Annotated in this window: 14 protein-coding genes; 11 read left to right on the top strand and 3 right to left on the bottom strand. The window is 69.8% G+C overall.

Annotation, left to right across the window (positions count from 1 at the left end; translation table 11 throughout):
* Positions 1–2 precede the first annotated feature (2 nt).
* The 5 genes from EV141_RS04545 (at position 3) to EV141_RS04525 (ending at position 5,143) form a co-directional block, all read left to right on the top strand.
* The gene (locus tag EV141_RS04545; RefSeq protein ID WP_130484745.1) at positions 3–266 is read left to right on the top strand and encodes an HPr family phosphocarrier protein; all 264 of its coding nucleotides are present in this window, start codon (positions 3–5) and stop codon (positions 264–266) included.
* Positions 266–1,945 carry a phosphoenolpyruvate--protein phosphotransferase gene (ptsP, locus tag EV141_RS04540; protein ID WP_130484744.1) on the top strand — a complete coding sequence of 560 codons (1,680 nt, stop codon included), beginning with the start codon at positions 266–268 and terminating at the stop codon, positions 1,943–1,945. Before EV141_RS04545 ends, ptsP begins: the two co-directional genes overlap by 1 nt.
* Before the next feature lie 50 nt (positions 1,946–1,995).
* Complete coding sequence (locus EV141_RS04535; protein ID WP_130484743.1) at positions 1,996–3,450, top strand: PTS mannitol transporter subunit IIBC; 1,455 nt, start codon at positions 1,996–1,998, stop codon at positions 3,448–3,450.
* 100 nt (positions 3,451–3,550) lie between these two features.
* Positions 3,551–3,988 (top strand): PTS mannitol transporter subunit IIA, encoded by a 438-nt coding sequence (locus EV141_RS04530; RefSeq protein WP_130484742.1) that lies wholly within the window; start codon positions 3,551–3,553, stop codon positions 3,986–3,988.
* Between the two features lie 6 nt (positions 3,989–3,994).
* Positions 3,995–5,143 carry a mannitol-1-phosphate 5-dehydrogenase gene (locus tag EV141_RS04525; RefSeq protein ID WP_130484741.1) on the top strand — a complete coding sequence of 383 codons (1,149 nt, stop codon included), beginning with the start codon at positions 3,995–3,997 and terminating at the stop codon, positions 5,141–5,143.
* On the opposite strand, the gene EV141_RS04520 is transcribed toward EV141_RS04525, so the two are convergent.
* Positions 5,067–6,017, bottom strand: a complete 951-nt coding sequence (locus EV141_RS04520; RefSeq protein ID WP_130484740.1) for a DUF4349 domain-containing protein — start codon at positions 6,015–6,017, stop codon at positions 5,067–5,069. The two genes, EV141_RS04525 and EV141_RS04520, sit on opposite strands and share 77 nt — an antisense overlap.
* Before the next feature lie 302 nt (positions 6,018–6,319).
* On the opposite strand from EV141_RS04520, the gene EV141_RS04515 reads away from it, so the two are divergent.
* From EV141_RS04515 to EV141_RS04495, 5 genes are all read left to right on the top strand, one after another.
* Positions 6,320–7,165 carry an alpha/beta fold hydrolase gene (locus EV141_RS04515; RefSeq protein WP_130484739.1) on the top strand — a complete coding sequence of 282 codons (846 nt, stop codon included), beginning with the start codon at positions 6,320–6,322 and terminating at the stop codon, positions 7,163–7,165.
* A gap of 9 nt (positions 7,166–7,174) precedes the next feature.
* The gene (locus tag EV141_RS04510; protein ID WP_130484738.1) at positions 7,175–8,161 is read left to right on the top strand and encodes an aldo/keto reductase; all 987 of its coding nucleotides are present in this window, start codon (positions 7,175–7,177) and stop codon (positions 8,159–8,161) included.
* Complete coding sequence (locus EV141_RS04505) at positions 8,158–9,540, top strand: MFS transporter (protein ID WP_157985503.1); 1,383 nt, start codon at positions 8,158–8,160, stop codon at positions 9,538–9,540. The genes EV141_RS04510 and EV141_RS04505 overlap by 4 nt, the downstream gene beginning before the upstream one ends.
* 103 nt (positions 9,541–9,643) lie before the next feature.
* Positions 9,644–10,612: a siderophore-interacting protein gene (locus EV141_RS04500; RefSeq protein ID WP_130484736.1), complete on the top strand. Its 969-nt coding sequence runs from the start codon at positions 9,644–9,646 to the stop codon at positions 10,610–10,612.
* A gap of 324 nt (positions 10,613–10,936) precedes the next feature.
* Positions 10,937–11,788: an endonuclease domain-containing protein gene (locus EV141_RS04495; protein WP_157985502.1), complete on the top strand. Its 852-nt coding sequence runs from the start codon at positions 10,937–10,939 to the stop codon at positions 11,786–11,788.
* A gap of 130 nt (positions 11,789–11,918) precedes the next feature.
* Here the strand turns inward: EV141_RS04495 and EV141_RS04490 are convergent, their stop codons facing one another.
* Positions 11,919–12,770 (bottom strand): aldo/keto reductase, encoded by an 852-nt coding sequence (locus tag EV141_RS04490; RefSeq protein WP_130484734.1) that lies wholly within the window; start codon positions 12,768–12,770, stop codon positions 11,919–11,921.
* 93 nt (positions 12,771–12,863) lie between these two features.
* On the opposite strand from EV141_RS04490, the gene EV141_RS04485 reads away from it, so the two are divergent.
* On the top strand, positions 12,864–13,427 hold the full coding sequence (locus EV141_RS04485; RefSeq protein ID WP_130484733.1) for an NADPH-dependent FMN reductase: 564 nt from the start codon (positions 12,864–12,866) through the stop codon (positions 13,425–13,427).
* On the opposite strand, the gene EV141_RS04480 is transcribed toward EV141_RS04485, so the two are convergent.
* Positions 13,424–14,629, bottom strand: a complete 1,206-nt coding sequence (locus EV141_RS04480) for an MFS transporter (RefSeq protein WP_130484732.1) — start codon at positions 14,627–14,629, stop codon at positions 13,424–13,426. The two genes, EV141_RS04485 and EV141_RS04480, sit on opposite strands and share 4 nt — an antisense overlap.
* Positions 14,630–14,923 lie beyond the last annotated feature (294 nt).

Below are 14,923 nucleotides of genomic sequence, written 5' to 3'. Positions count from 1 at the left end.
CCATGGCCGAACGCACTCTCGCCGTCGCCTCCGCGAACGGGCTGCACGCCCGACCCGCCGCGCTGTTCGTGAAGACCGTCACCGATTCGGGCCAGACGGTCACCCTCACAAAGGGTGAGCGCTCGATCAATGCGGCGAGCATCCTCGGGGTCGTATCGCTCGGAATCGAGCACGGCGACCACGTCACCCTCGCCGTTGACGGCGACAACGCCGACGCCACGCTCGACGAGCTCGCGGCCTTCCTCTCGACCGACCACGACGCCTGATGGGCGCCACCCTCGAGCTCATCCGCGGCGTCGGTATCGGCCGCGGCACCGCCGTCGGCCCCGTCGTGCGGATGCCCGACCCCGTCGCCGACCCCGTTGACCGTCCCAGCACGCTGACCCCCGACGACGAGCGCGCGCGGGCGGAGGAGGCGCTGTCCGCGACCGCCGCCCGCCTGCGTGCGCGCGGCCAGGTGGCGGGCGGCACCGCCGCCGAGGTGTTGGATGCGCTGGCCATGATGGCCGAGGACCCGTCGCTCGCCGACGACGTACGCACCCGCATCGCCGACGGAGCCACTGCCGAGTACGCCATCCACGCCGCGATGCGCTCATTCCGCGACGTGCTCGCCGCCATGGGCGGATACCTGGGGGAGCGGGCCGGGGATCTAGATGACGTCGCGCGGCGCGCGATCGCACAACTACAGGGCCTTCCCGAGCCGGGCGTGCCGCAGTCATCGACCCCGTTCATCCTCGTCGCGCGCGACCTCGCGCCGGCCGACACCGCGACGCTCGATCTCGACAGCGTGCTCGCACTCGTGACGACCGACGGCGGGCCGACCTCGCACACAGCGATCCTCGCCCGCGAGAAGGGCATCACCGCGGTGGTGGGGGCGAGTGCGGCGGCAGAGCTCGCCGACGGCGCGACCGTTCTCGTCGACGCCGAAAACGGCACGGTCGAAGTCAACCCCGACGCCGAGCGCATCGCCCTCGCGCAGCAGCGCACGGCAACCCTCGCCGCGATCCGCTCGGCGAGCAGCGGCCCCGGCCGCCTTGCCGACGGCCACGCGGTACCGCTACTCGCCAACGTCGGCTCGGTCGACTCGGCACGCGAGGCGGCGGCCCGCGGGGCGGAAGGAGTCGGACTGTTTCGCACCGAGGTGCTGTTTCTCGGCGCCGAGAAGGCGCCGAGCGTCGACGAGCAGGCCGACACCTACCGCGCGGTGTTCGCCGAGTTTCCCGGTCAGAAGGTCGTCGTGCGCGTGCTCGACGCGGGCGCCGACAAGCCGCTGGCGTTCCTCACCGACCAGGGGGAAGAGAACCCGGCGCTCGGTCGCCGGGGCCTGCGGGCCCTGCAGGCGCACGAGCAGGTGCTGCGCGATCAGCTGACGGCGCTCGCGACGGCTGCGGCGGCGAGCGACGCCGAGGTGCAGGTGATGGCGCCGATGGTGTCGACGGCCGAGGAGGCCGCGTACTTCCGTGCCATTGCCCACGAGTCGAGCATCAGCACGGCCGGCGTCATGGTCGAGGTGCCGAGCGCGGCGATCCTCGCCGACCACGTGGTGCCCGAGGCCGATTTCGTCTCGATCGGCACCAACGACCTCACGCAGTACGTCTTCGCGGCCGACCGGCTGCTCGGCACGGTTGCGCACCTGCAAGACCCGTGGCACCCCGCCGTGCTGCGCCTCATCGAGTCGGTCGGGCGCGCGGGCGCGGCGAACGGCGTGCCCGTCGGCATCTGCGGCGAAGCCGCCGCCGACCCGCTGCTCGCCGTCGTGCTCGTCGGGCTCGGCGCGACGACGCTGTCGATGTCATCGACGTCGATCGCCGACGTGCGCGCCGAACTCGCACAGCACACCCTCGACGACGCTCAGCGTCTCGCGGCGATTGCTGTCGCCGCCCCGAGCGCGGAGGCGGCCCGGCGGGCCGTCACCGACGCCCGGCCCCTGAACCCCTCTTCCTGACCCCTGTCCCACACCCCGTCAATTACCACCCCCACACAAGGAGACACACCATGACGACGACGTCAGCCCCTCCGGCCCGCTCGGGCGCGCGCGTGCGCGTTCAGCGGTTCGGTACCTTCCTCAGCGGCATGATCATGCCGAACATTGCCGCCTTCATCGCCTGGGGCTTCATCACCGCCTTCTTCATCCCGACCGGCTGGACCCCGAACGAGCAGCTTGTCCAGCTCGTTGACCCGATGATCTTCTACTTACTGCCGCTGTTGATCGCGAACACCGGTGGCCGCATGGTCTACGGCGTGCGCGGTGGGGTCGTCGCCACGATCGGAACGATGGGTGTCATTGTCGGCACCGAGATTCCGATGTTCATCGGCGCGATGATCATGGGCCCGCTCGCCGCGTGGCTGATGAAGCAGATTGACAAGCTCTGGGCGGGCAAGATCCGCGCCGGCTTCGAGATGCTCGTCGACAACTTCTCGGCTGGAATCCTCGGATTCCTGCTGGCACTTGGTGGCTTCTTCGGCATGGCCCCCGTCGTCACGCTGTTCAGCAACGCACTCGGCGCGGGCGCGCGGTTCCTGACGGAGACGGGCTTGCTGCCGCTGGCGAGCCTCGTGATCGAACCAGGCAAGGTGCTCTTCCTCAACAACGCCATCAACCAGGGCGTGCTCACCCCGCTCGGCATTCAGGAGGCTGCCGAGACCGGTAAGTCAATTCTGTTCCTGCTCGAGGCGAACCCTGGCCCCGGTCTGGGTCTGCTCTTGGCCTTCAGTTTCTTCGGCGTCGGCATTGCCCGTGCCTCCGCCCCGGGCGCGATCATCATCCAGTTCCTCGGCGGAATCCACGAGATCTACTTCCCGTATGTGCTGATGAAGCCGATCCTGATCGTCGCGATGATCGCCGGTGGTGCCACCGGAATCACGACCAACCTGATCTTCGACTCCGGGCTCCGGGCTCCCGCCTCTCCCGGCTCGATCGTCGCGGTCGCCATCCAGACGCCGGCGGGCAGCTTCATCGGCGTCATCCTGTCGGTGATTCTCTCGGCAACCGTGTCCTTCCTCGTCGCCAGCCTCATCCTGCGCGCCAGCCGCAAGAAGGACCTCGCCGCGCTCGAGAGCACCGGTGACCGCTTCGGCGCGTCGGTCGCGCAGAACGCCGAAAACAAGGGCGGCGACTCGAAGGTGGCGAGCCTGCTCGGCACCGACACCGCCACCGCCGTGCGCATCGACACGATCGTGTTCGCCTGCGACGCGGGAATGGGCTCAAGCGCCATGGGCGCGACGATCCTGCGCAAGAAGTTTGCCGACGCCGGCCTCACCGACGTGACCGTGACGAACGTCTCGATTGCGAACCTCGATGAGACGGCCGACCTGGTCATCACACACCAGGACCTCACGGCTCGGGCGACCGAGGCAGCGCCTCAGGCGCAGCACATCTCGGTCGAGAATTTCATGTCGAGCCCGAAGTACGACGAGGTCGTCTCCCTCGTCACGAACCAGCGCGCCTAGGCTCGCTGACACTGTCACGGGGGCATCGTGTGCTGCGCCGCCGCGGTGCCCCCGTGCATCCTTTTCTCGCCCCGAACGACGTCATCAGAAGGACAAGACCATGAGCAGTGACGTTCTCACCACCGACCGCATCATCCTCCGCGGCACCGCCCGCACGCGGGACGAGGCCATCGACGAGGGCGGGCAGCTGCTCGTCTCCGCCGGAGCGGTCGAGGCCTCGTACGTCACCGCCATGCACGAACGCGAAGCATCCGTCTCGACCTACATGGGCAACCACCTCGCGATTCCGCACGGCACCAACGAGGCGAAAGACGCGATCGTTCGCTCGGCGATGACGCTCGTCCGGTACGACGAGCCCATCGACTGGGACGGCAACCCCGTTCGCGTCGTCGCGACAATCGCCGGAAAAGACGGCGGCCACATGGCGGTGCTGCAGTCACTCGCGCTCGCATTCAGCGACGACGCGTCGGTCGCACGCGTGCTCGCAGCCACCACCACCGACGACGTGCTCGCCGTGCTCGGCGACGTCAACGGCTAGGGCCTCATGACCGCCGTCCATTTCGGCGCTGGCAATATTGGGCGCGGCTTCATCGGCCTCCTGCTCCACGAGGCCGGCCACGATCTCGTGTTCGTCGACGTCAACGCTCCCCTCATCGAGGCGCTCTCCGCGGCCGACGCGTATCGCGTCATCGAGATCGGGCCGGGCGGGCGCGACACGGTCGTGACGGGTTTCCGCGCAATCAACAGCGCCGACGACCGGGATGCCGCTGTCGCCGCCGTCGCCACGGCCGACATCGCAACAACCGCGGTGGGCCCCACCGTTCTGCGCTTCATCGCGCCCGTCATTGCGGATGCGCTGCGAGCGCGCCCGGCGCACCTCGCGCCGCTGATCGTGATGGCGTGCGAGAACGCCCTGCAGGCAACCGACGCCCTGCGCGCCGAGGTCGAGCAGGCGCTCGGCGACTCGAGCGAGGCGCTCGACCGCGCGGTCTTCGCGAACACTGCGGTCGACCGCATCGTGCCGACGGCCGACCCGACCGACGGTCTCGATGTGCGCGTCGAGCCGTTCTGCGAGTGGGCGATCGAATCCGCGCCGTTCGCGGGAAGCGTGCCGAGCATCCCGGGCGCCCATTTTGTCGACGAGCTCGCGCCGTACATCGAGCGCAAGCTGTTCACGGTCAACACGGGTCACGCCGCGACGGCGTACGTGGGTCGGCTCGCGGGGGCCACCACGGTCCACGAGGCGATCGGGATGCCCGCGGTGCGTGACGCGGTCGACGCGGCGCTCCGCGAAACGTCGGCCCTGCTGGTCGCGCGACACGGCTTCGACGCCGCGACGCAGGATGCGTACCGCGAGACAGCGCTTCGCCGCTTTGCCAACGACGCACTGGCCGACCCCGTCGAGCGGGTCGGGCGGCAGCCGCTGCGCAAGCTGTCGCGGCACGAACGGTTGATCGAGCCCGCGGCCGCACTCGCGGAGCAGGGAGTGCACCCGGTCGCCCTGCTCGAGGTCGTGAGTGCCGCCCTGCAGTTCGTTGGCGTCGCCGGCGACCCCGAAAGCGAAGAACTCGCTCAGCTGCTCGCGCGCCAGAGCGCCGAGGAAATCGTCGACACGGTCACGGGGCTGGAGGCTGGGCACCCGCTTCGGCCGGCGCTCGTTGACCGCGTCGCCGCCGTGCAGCGCGCACGCTGAGCCACACGATCCCGCCGATCACGGCGAGCACGAGCAGCCACGGCAGCAGCACGCCGGCAATGACGAGGGCGCCCGACGCGAACGCGACGAGAGCGTCCCAGCCCTGCCGCAGACCGTCGACGAACGAGTCGGGGTCGCTCGGCGGCGCAACGTCTTCCGAGCCGAGCGTCAGCGTCAGCGTCGACAGGGCGACCTGCTCGCCCAGCGAGCGGCGCTGGGCCTCAAGGCTTTCGAGCTGACCCTGCCGATCGGAGACGGTTGCTTCGAGTGCAATCAGGTCGTCGATGTTCTCGGCCTGCTCCAACAGCGCCAGCAAGCGGGTGAGCGACGCGTCGAGGGCCGTGATGCGTGCATCCAGGTCTTGCACCTCGCGGGTGACGTCGTTCGCGCTGAGGCTCAGCTCTTCGAGCTCACCCAACTCTTTCAGCTCGTCAATCGTTGGCTGCAGGTCATCGCTCGGGATGCGCAACACGAGTTCGGCGCCGCCCGCATCGTTGTCATTCGGCGCGTACTCGGTGCGGCCATCGACGCGGCCGCCCGCCCGCTCGGCAATGCGGGCCGCGTCGGCGGCGGCCTCGAGCGGGTCGTCGACCGTCACGTACATCCAGCCGGTCGTGATGACGCTGCGGCCGTCGCCGGGTGCCGTGGGCGCCCCTTCCTCCCCGCCGAAGTCGCCGTCACCGCCGCTCGCGCCGCCGTTGTTGACCGGCATGTCGGGCGCCGGTTGCCCCACGAAGCCGCCGCCCGCGTCGCTGCTTGATTCGTTCGCGGCCGAGCATCCGCTCAGAGCGAGAAGGGCGACCGCGATCACGCTGGCCGACGTTGCGGCAAAGCGACGACGGGGAAGCGTGCGAGGGGCGTCAACGGGGCTCATGGGCGCGACGCTACTCCCGGCCTCGCGCCGCGGATACGGCCGTAATCAACCGGATGCCCAACCGTTATCTGAGCGATGCCTGACAGCAGACAGAGCGTCCGGTGCAAAACGCGAAACGGGATGCGCGCATCCCGATACCGTCGGGGCACGACCTCGCGCGGCACCCCATTTCGGATGGGGTCCGCGCGGGTTCCACGAAAGACCTGCGCGACTAGGGGTGGACGCGAAGGGCACGGGGGTCGGCTCAGCCGGCCCCCGTGTTGCGTCTCGCCCCCGTCGCTCGACTCCGACAGAATGCGCCAATGACGACGTCACCCGCCGACCGCTTCCGTGCGTGGTTGCGTCGCCGCCGCGCGCCCGTGCTGCACGTCGCGGGTGACACGGGCGGAGACGGACCGGTCGTCGTCATGATTCACGGAATCGCGTCGTCGTCGGTGACCTTTCAGAACCTCGTACCGCTGCTCGAAAGCGACCACCGGTGCATCACCATCGACATTCTGGGCTTCGGCAAGTCGCCCGCACCGCCCGACTGGGACTACACGCTCGCCGAGCACGCGGCTGCCCTCGACGCGACGATCCGATCGCTGAAGCTGCGGCAGCCGTTCATCCTCGTCGGGCACTCGCTGGGCAGCCTCATCGCGACGCGGTACGCAGCCCGCCACCCCAACGGGGTGACGCGCCTCGTGCTCGTCAGCCCGCCCATCTACCTGCCGCCGCAGACGATCGGCGACCGTGTCGACCGCACCGGCATGGGTGCCTACTTCACGGCGTACGAGTTCTTGCGCGGCAACCAAGACTTTACGGTGCGGGCCGCCGCGGCGCTGGCCCGCATTGCCCCCATCAAGAACGTGCTCGAAGTGACGCCCGAGAACTGGGTGCCGTTCACCCGGTCGCTGCAGAACGCGATCGAGTCGCAGACGACCGTCGCCGACCTGGCCGCCGTCGACGCGCCCGTCGACCTGGTCTACGGCACACTCGACCCCTTCCTGGCGCCCGGTGGTCTGCGCATCGCCGAGCGTCTGCGGCACGTCACCGCGCACCGCGTGTCGGGCAATGATCACCTCGTGCGCCCGCGTCTCGCCGAGGCCGTTGCGGCTGTCGTTCGCGGCGATCAAGGTGCAGACGACGCGGCAGACGAGCGCGGTTAGTCTGTTCAGATGCATACATCTGTCTTGGGTCGCACCGGCGCGACCGTCTCGTCGATCGGCCTCGGAACCTGGCAACTCGGAGCCGACTGGGGCGAGGTCAGCGAGACCGACGCGTACGCCGTGCTCGACGCCGCCGTCGAGTCGGGCGTCACCATCTTCGACACCGCCGACGTCTACGGAGACGGCCGTAGCGAGCAGCTGATCGGACGCTACCTGCAGGAGCGGCCCGACGCATCCGTCTTCGTCGCTACCAAAATGGGCCGTCGCCTGCCGCAGCTGCCCCAGAACTACTCGGCCGAGAACCTGCGCGCCTGGAACGACCGCAGCCGCCAAAACCTGCAGGTCGACACGCTCGACCTCGTGCAGCTGCACTGCCCGCCGACCGCCCTCTACTCGATGGACCGCATCTACGACGACCTCGACGCGATGGTCGCCGAGGGGCGGATGCGCCACTACGGCGTCAGCGTCGAAACCGTCGACGAGGCGCTCACCGCGATCGCCCGCCCGAACGTCGCGAGCGTGCAGATCATCGTCAACGCCTTCCGCCTGAAGCCGCTGGATGCGGTTCTTCCCGCCGCTCAGGATGCGGGCGTCGGCATCATCGCGCGCGTTCCGCTCGCCTCGGGTCTGTTGAGCGGCCGCTACACCCGGGAAACGACGTTCGCCGAGAACGACCACCGCAATTACAACCGCGAGGGCAACGCCTTCGACGTGGGCGAGACCTTCTCGGGCGTCGACTACGACGCTGGCGTCGAGGCGGCCCAGAAGTTCTCGGCGCTCGCCGCCGAACACGACCTCGCCCCCGCGACGGCGGCGCTCGCGTGGCTCGTGCACCTGCCCGGCATCTCGACGGTCATCCCGGGGGCGCGCTCGCCCGAGCAGGCCCGCATGAACGCCGCGGCCGGCAACGTCGAGCCCCTCGGCGACGACTTCCACGCCCACGTGGTGGCGCTGTACGACGAGTACTTCCGCGCCGCCGTGCACCCGCGCTGGTGAGCTCGGCGACGTCACCGGGTAGTGAGCGGCGCGGCCTCGGCCGCACCTTCGGCAACGTCTTCACGGCGAACCTCGCCTCAAGTCTCGGCGACGGCATCGCCCGCACGGCGGCGCCGCTGCTCGCCGCCCGCCTCACCGACGACCCCGTACTCATCTCGGGCCTGGCTGCGCTGTCGATGCTGCCGTGGCTGCTGTTCGCCCTGCCCAGCGGAATCCTCGTCGACCGCATGGACCGCCGGCACGCCCTGGCGCTCGCCGCGACCGTGCGCACGGTTCTCGCCGTCGGCCTGCTCGCCCTCGTCTGGACGGGGGAGCTCACCATCTGGTGGCTCTACCTGCTGATCTTCGTCTACGGCGCGTGCGAGACCCTCTACGACGGGGCGATCCGCGCCGTCGTGCCGAGCGTCGTGCGCAAGAAGAACCTGTCGCGCGCCAACTCGCGCATCGAAGGCGCCGAGCTGGTCGTGCAGAACTTCGCCGCGGCGCCCATCACCTCGGCACTGTTCGCGGTCGCCGTACTGATCCCCCTGGGGGTCATGGGCGCGGCGTACGGGCTTGCCGTCGTACTCGCGGTGCTGCTGCCGCAGGTGGCGTCGGGGCGGCAGTTCCGTTCTCGCGCGGGGCGCGTATCCGATTCGCAATCGAATGACGGGGCGGATGCGCGCGGCGGCGACGATGCGCCCGTCCCGTTCCGCAAGCAGCTCGCCGACGGCTGGCGCTTCATCATCGCCAACCGTCAGCTCCGGACGCTGTGGTTCTTCACGACGGCGACCGGGCTGCTGTACGCCGCGTCGTCGGCGACGCTCGTGCTGTTCGTGCTGCAGACGCTCGCGATTCCGGAGGCGGCGTTCGGGCTGTTCCTCGTGTCGGGGGCCGTCGGCGGCATCGTGGGCTCGTTCGTCGCGTCGCGACTGCAGGGGCGCTTCGGGCTCGGCCTCGTGATGGCGATCATGAACCTCGTCTCGGGCATCGCGACACTCGTGACCGGGCTCGTGCCGGTGGCCGCGGTCGGCGTGCTGTGCTTTGCGCTCGCGTCGGGGTCGGTGACCGTGTGGAACATCCTGATGATGTCGTACCGCCAGGCGATCGTGCCGGGCCGACTGCTCGGCCGCGTGCACGGCACCTGGCGCACGCTGCTCTGGGGGTCGATGCCGCTCGGTTCGTTGCTCGGCGGAGCCATCGCCCTCCTCGACCTGCGCCTGCCCTGGATCATCGGCGGTGGCGTCATGGTCGTGCTCGCACTCGTGTTCTTCCGCTTCCTGATGAGCCTGCCGAACCCCGAAGACATCGACAACGGCGACGAGCCGCCGCCCGTCACCGACGCGCTGCCGACGGTGGGCCCGGGCGTTCCGCCGGGGCAGCCGGCCGCCGACAAGTAGGGGCGGTGGGGCTGGGGCTGGGTGTTCGTCGCGAGTGAGGCGCCGCGCGCTGCGCGCCGCGTGCGCCGAGGTGACGTGGGCGGCGCGGCGTAGGCTCGGCCGCGTGCCCGTGAACCTGTACCGCGACAAGTACCCCGAGGCGTTTCGCGCCCTCCGCCTCGCGTCGCGTCGCGAAATCGCGCCCGACTTCTGGCGCGTGCGGCTGACGGTCGATGACGACGGGGCCGTGGCGGCCATGCCGGCTGGCGCGTCTGCAGTCGCCTCCGCATCGTCGGTTTCCGCTGCGCCGCCCGCGCCCGCGCCCGCGGCTGCAGATTCCGCCGTTCACGCCGGCCGCCGCGCGCTCGATGGTTACCGTGCGCCGGGCGCCGGTGACCACGGTCGCGTGTACGTCGGTCGGGCAGGCGATGGTTGGGACGTGCCGGTCGATCAGTTCGGCGTGCCGACGGGGGAGTTTCGCATCGAAACCGTCGTCGGCTACTCGGCCGACGAGGGGTGGATCGACCTTGACCTGCTGGTGCACCGCAACGCCGAGGGTGCAGCGGTTGGGTTGATCGGGCCCTGGGCCGAGGCCGCCCCGATCGGGTCGCCCGTGGTAGTGGCCGACCCGAAGGGCTCGGTGCTCATGCGCGGAGCGCCAGAAGCCTGGGTGCTGGCGGGCGACGACTCCGCGGTGCCGGCCGTGCGCCGGTACCTCGCGGCGCTCGGTCCGGCTGGTGCTGCCGGGCCCGCCAGCACGGGCGGCGAAGTGCGCCCGGACCCGGGGGCGCGCTCGGGCCTCGTGCTGCTCGAGACGCGGTATGCGGTCGACGAGCTGGAGCTCGACGTTCCCGAGGGGGTCGAGGTGCGCATCCTGGAGCCGAGCGCGACGCCGACGGCGGCGCTCGCCGCGGCGCTCGAGGCGCTGCCCCGCCCGCTGCCCGCCCCCGTCGCCCCGGATTCGACAGCCGACGTGCTGCTCTTCGCCTGCGCCGAGCAGTCGCTCGTCGCCGCGGCCCGCCGTACGCTCGCGCGCTGGAACATCGACCCCGACAACGCGGTGGCCAAGGGCTACTGGAAGCGCACGCCGTAGCCCGTCCAGCCCGCCACAGTGCGGGAGACCGCCCACAGTGCGGGAGACCGCCCACAGTGCGGGAGCCCACCCAGCCCGCCCTTGGAGCGCAGGGGCGCGGACCCCGGCGAGCTGTGCCGCCGCTTCGTGCGGCGCCGCACGTCGTGACGTATTGCAGGAATCCAGAGAGCGCGGCCGCGGAATGTCCGCAGTTTTCGGCCTAGGGAGCAGCTCGATTCCTGCGTTACGTCACGCCAGCCCTCCACAGTGGCCGCCCGCGTCGGTGGGGCCACGCTTCCCGCGCCGGCCCACCCGTATGCATGCATGCTGCGCCACCGTGCGGCCATGGTTCACCTCGAAACTCACCGCAGTTACACTCGTTCCGAATTGCTGGCCGTCGCGCCCATCAGCGCCGTTCGTCGGGCGGTCGCCCATAGCGCCATCCGACGGCTTCGCCGCGACGTCTACGTCAGCCCCGATATGCCGGACGCCCTGCAGGCAGCCCTTGCCGTCGGCGGCAGTCTCAGTTGCACGTCGGCGCTCACCCTGAGTGGAGCGTGGCGCCCTCCGAGGTCTGGACTTCACATAGCCGTCCCGCGCACAGCCTCCCGCCTTGGGCGGCCGCCCTTTGGCGCGACCGATCTCACCGTGCACTGGTCGGCGGACGAGGTCAGCGGCCCGTGCAGCAGTGTGGAGGTGGCGCTTCGACACGCTCTGATGTGTCAGCCGCGACCCGCCGTGATTGCGATCGCTGACAGTGCGTTGCGACTCGGGCTGGCCGGTCTTTCGGTGCTGGAGAGCGTGAACGGGACGGTGCCAGCGAAGTTCCGCCTCAACCTCGACGATCTCGACCCGGGGGCGGAATCGGGCATCGAGTCGATCGCGAGGGTCGCCCTGCGCGGTGCGGGCTTAGCGGTCGCCAGCCAGGTGAACCTGGCGGGGATTGGCCGTGTTGATCTCTTGGTCGAGGGGCGCGTCATTGTCGAAGTTGATGGCCGCGAGTGGCACCGGGGCGAGCAGGAGCGTGACTATCGCCGCGACCTCGAGTCTTTGCGGCGCGGCTTTCACGTCGTGCGGGTGGACTACGCGCACGTGGTTGACCACATCGAGTTGGTCGTCGCGGCGGTGACACGGGCGGCGTCGGCCCGGTCAGGGCTCGAGCTTGGCGTGATGTTTCTCAGGAAATCAGCGCGCTGAGGACCTGCGTGCCCCCGTGTTTTCGCGGTGGGCCCTCCTGGTTTCCTGCAATACGTCACGGCGAGGGCGCGGCAGTGCCGCAGCGACGGCAGCCCTAGAGGCGGCGGTCGGTGCGACCCGCACCCCCGCGCTACCCGAGGTCGTCGGGGTGCTTGCCCGTGCGCTCGCCGGTCTCGAGCTGCGCGATCTCGGCCATGTCGGTAGCGGTTAGCTCCCAGTCGAAGATCGCCGCGTTTTCGGCCACGCGCGCCAGCGACGTCGACTTGGGGATCACGATGAGACCCTGCTGCACGTGCCAGCGCAGCGCCACCTGCGCAGGGGTTTTCCCATGTCGCGACGCAATCGCGGTCAGCACCTCGAGGTCGCGTGACCCGGGCGCGAGCACCCCTCCGCGCGCCAGCGGGCTCCAGCTTTCGACGGCGGCCCCCATCGCCGATGCCGCCGCCCGCAGCGAGCGCTGCGGCAGCCACGGGTGCAGCTCGACCTGGTCGACGACGGGCGCAACCCCGGTCTCGTCGACGAGTCGCTGCAGGTGGTGCGGCTCGAAGTTGCTGACGCCGATCGAGCGCACGAGCCCTTGCTCACGCAGCGCGATGAGCGCCCGCCAGGCCTCCACGTAGCGGTTCTGCGTGGGCGCCGGCCAGTGGATCAGGTACAGGTCCCAGTAGTCGAGCCTCGCCTTGTCGAGGCTCTCGAGGAAGGCCGCGCGGGTTTCCTCGACGCCGTGCGCGTCGTTCCAGACTTTCGACGTCAGGTACAGCTCCGCGCGGTCGACACCGCTCGCCCGCACCCCCGCGCCCACCTCGGCTTCGTTCTTGTAGAGCGCCGCGGTGTCGATGTGCCGGTAGCCGAGCTCGATCGCGCCAGCGACGAGCTCCGCGGTTTTGGGCGCGGGCACCTTGTACACGCCGAGCCCGAGCTGCGGGATGCTCGTGCCGTCGGCGAGGGCGATACGCGGGGCGAGGGGCTCGGCGGCGGTCATGGGGCCAGTATTCCGAAGCGGGCGGGCAAAACGCACAGCGTGCATCCAGACCCCGTCGGAATTGATTCAGGATGCACGTGGTTGGCTTTCAGCATGGCTCACGTGATGATCGTCGTCGGTTCTGTTCGCCCTGGTCGTATCGGCCTGCCCATCGCCGAGTGGGTGCGCTCGCGGGTGGAGGAGGCCGGTCACGACGTAGACTTCGCCGACCTGAAAGAGCTCGCGCTGCCGTTCCTCGACGAGCCGAGCCACCCCATCAAGCGCGACTACCAGCACGCGCACACCCGCGTCTGGAGCGCCCGCGTCGACGCCGCCGACGCCCTGATCTTCGTGACCCCCGAGTACAACCACAGCTACTCGCCGGCGCTCAAGAACGCGATCGACTACCTGTACACCGAGTGGCAGGCGAAGCCCGTCGGCTTCGTGAGCTACGGCGGTCAGGCCGGGGGCCTGCGCGGCGTCAACTCGATCGAGCCGGTGCTGTCGTCGGTGGGCCTCGTGAAGGTGCCGACCGAGGTGGCGCTGTCGGGTGCGGCGAAGCAGGTGCAGGATGGCGCGTTCGCCGCCGACGAGCGTCAGGCAAACGGTCTGGATGCGCTGATCGCGCAGGTGGTCGCCTATGGCGAGGCGCTGCGGCCCCTGCAGGCGCGCAGCTAGCTGATCGTCGCGACCGGCTCGGTGTCGGGCAGCGGCGACGCGTCGCGACCGCGCAGGTCGGGGTGCCAGCTGACGAAGATTGCCCCGACGATGGTCGCGGCTAAGGCGAAGCCGATGGCGGTGGAGAAGCCGCCCACGGGCCCGAGCTCGTCGATCGCGAAACCGGCGATGGCCGAGCCGAGGGCCGCGCCGATGAGCTGGCCCGTGCCGAGCCATCCGTACGCCTCGGCGGTGGCGCTGAACTTCACGCTCGCTGACACGATCGCGAACATGACGGCGAGGGCGGGGGCGATGCCGATGCCCGCGACGATGAGCGCGATAGCGAGCCACCAGAACTCGAGCGCGAACGGCGCCATGGCCATGCCGACGAAAATGATGAACAAGCGGCGGGTGAGGGCCCACGGGCCGATCGGCAGGTGACCCATCGACAGGCCGCCGATGAGTGAGGCGATCGCCCAGATGCCGAGCAGGAATCCTGCCTCCGACCCGCCCTCGCCGAAGACGGCGACGACGCCCACCTCGATCGCGGCTGCCGAACCGATCATGAGGAAGCCCGTGATCGTGGCGAGTAGCACGGCGCGGTTCTTCAGCACGACGCCGATGCGGTGCTTGCTGGGCGGAATACGCACCTTGCCCACCTCGGGGCTCGCGATGAACCAGGTGCCGCCGAGGATCAGGAAGGTTCCGGCGACCGAGATGGCGGCCACGGGGGAGACCTGCAGGGCGAGGAAGACGGTGACGACTGGGCCGCTGATCCAGATGAGTTCTTGCGCGGAGGCGTCGAGCGAGAAGAGAGGGGTCAGCTGCTTCGAGGTGACCATCTTGGGGTAGATGGTGCGCACCGCCGGTTGAATGGGCGGGTTCGAGAGTCCCGTGATCAGCGCGACGAGCATGTAGCCCCAGAGCGGCAGCGGGGCGAAGGCGATGAGCGCGATGCCGGTCGCGCAGATGATGAGGGTGGTGATGAGCACGGGGCGCATGCCAAGCCGGCCCATCCAGCGGCTAGTCAGCGGGCCGGCGACGCCCTGACCGATGCTGGTTGCCGCGAGCACGAGGCCGGCCGCGCCGTACGACTCGAAGATCGTCTCGATGTGGATCAGGAAGGCGAGCGAGAGCATGCCGGAGGGAAGCCGGGCAACGAGCTGGGCGGAGATGATCCGCGCCACTCCCGGGGTTTTCAACAGGTCGATGTAGCCGCTCACGAGAGCACCAGCCTACGGGCTGGATGAAGGGCGAATTGTCGCCTGCGATCACCCCGTTTTTGCGCATCCCGACCGCGTGTCGGAGGTACCCGCCATGCTGTGGATAAGCCCCACAAGTTATGCACAGCTGTGGACGACACGCCCACTAGATATAGGGGGTGATGTTTGTCAGTGCCCCGATATATAGTGGCCAGACCGCGGCAAGGGGATGCCGCGATCGACCCGGTCAGACCCGGGCCACACACCCTCGAAACCACAGCAGAACCGCCGGGAAACCGGCCGATCGAAGACCCG

It is taken from the genome of Microcella putealis, from assembly GCF_004216575.1.
Taxonomy (GTDB): Bacteria; Actinomycetota; Actinomycetes; order Actinomycetales; family Microbacteriaceae; genus Microcella; species Microcella putealis.
The sequence above is the reverse complement of the archived record's forward strand: the minus strand, read 5'-3'. Positions and strand labels throughout refer to the sequence as shown.

What these genes read in the sequence shown, in the direction of transcription:
- EV141_RS04545 (WP_130484745.1), top strand. Translation starts at nt 3, where the DNA reads ATGGCCGAACGCACTCTCGCCGTCGCCTCCGCGAACGGGCTGCACGCC.
- ptsP (WP_130484744.1), top strand. Translation starts at nt 266, where the DNA reads ATGGGCGCCACCCTCGAGCTCATCCGCGGCGTCGGTATCGGCCGCGGC.
- EV141_RS04535 (WP_130484743.1), top strand. Translation starts at nt 1,996, where the DNA reads ATGACGACGACGTCAGCCCCTCCGGCCCGCTCGGGCGCGCGCGTGCGC.
- EV141_RS04530 (WP_130484742.1), top strand. Translation starts at nt 3,551, where the DNA reads ATGAGCAGTGACGTTCTCACCACCGACCGCATCATCCTCCGCGGCACC.
- EV141_RS04525 (WP_130484741.1), top strand. Translation starts at nt 3,995, where the DNA reads ATGACCGCCGTCCATTTCGGCGCTGGCAATATTGGGCGCGGCTTCATC.
- EV141_RS04520 (WP_130484740.1), bottom strand. Translation starts at nt 6,017, where the DNA reads ATGAGCCCCGTTGACGCCCCTCGCACGCTTCCCCGTCGTCGCTTTGCC.
- EV141_RS04515 (WP_130484739.1), top strand. Translation starts at nt 6,320, where the DNA reads ATGACGACGTCACCCGCCGACCGCTTCCGTGCGTGGTTGCGTCGCCGC.
- EV141_RS04510 (WP_130484738.1), top strand. Translation starts at nt 7,175, where the DNA reads ATGCATACATCTGTCTTGGGTCGCACCGGCGCGACCGTCTCGTCGATC.
- EV141_RS04495 (WP_157985502.1), top strand. Translation starts at nt 10,937, where the DNA reads ATGGTTCACCTCGAAACTCACCGCAGTTACACTCGTTCCGAATTGCTG.
- EV141_RS04490 (WP_130484734.1), bottom strand. Translation starts at nt 12,770, where the DNA reads ATGACCGCCGCCGAGCCCCTCGCCCCGCGTATCGCCCTCGCCGACGGC.
- EV141_RS04485 (WP_130484733.1), top strand. Translation starts at nt 12,864, where the DNA reads ATGGCTCACGTGATGATCGTCGTCGGTTCTGTTCGCCCTGGTCGTATC.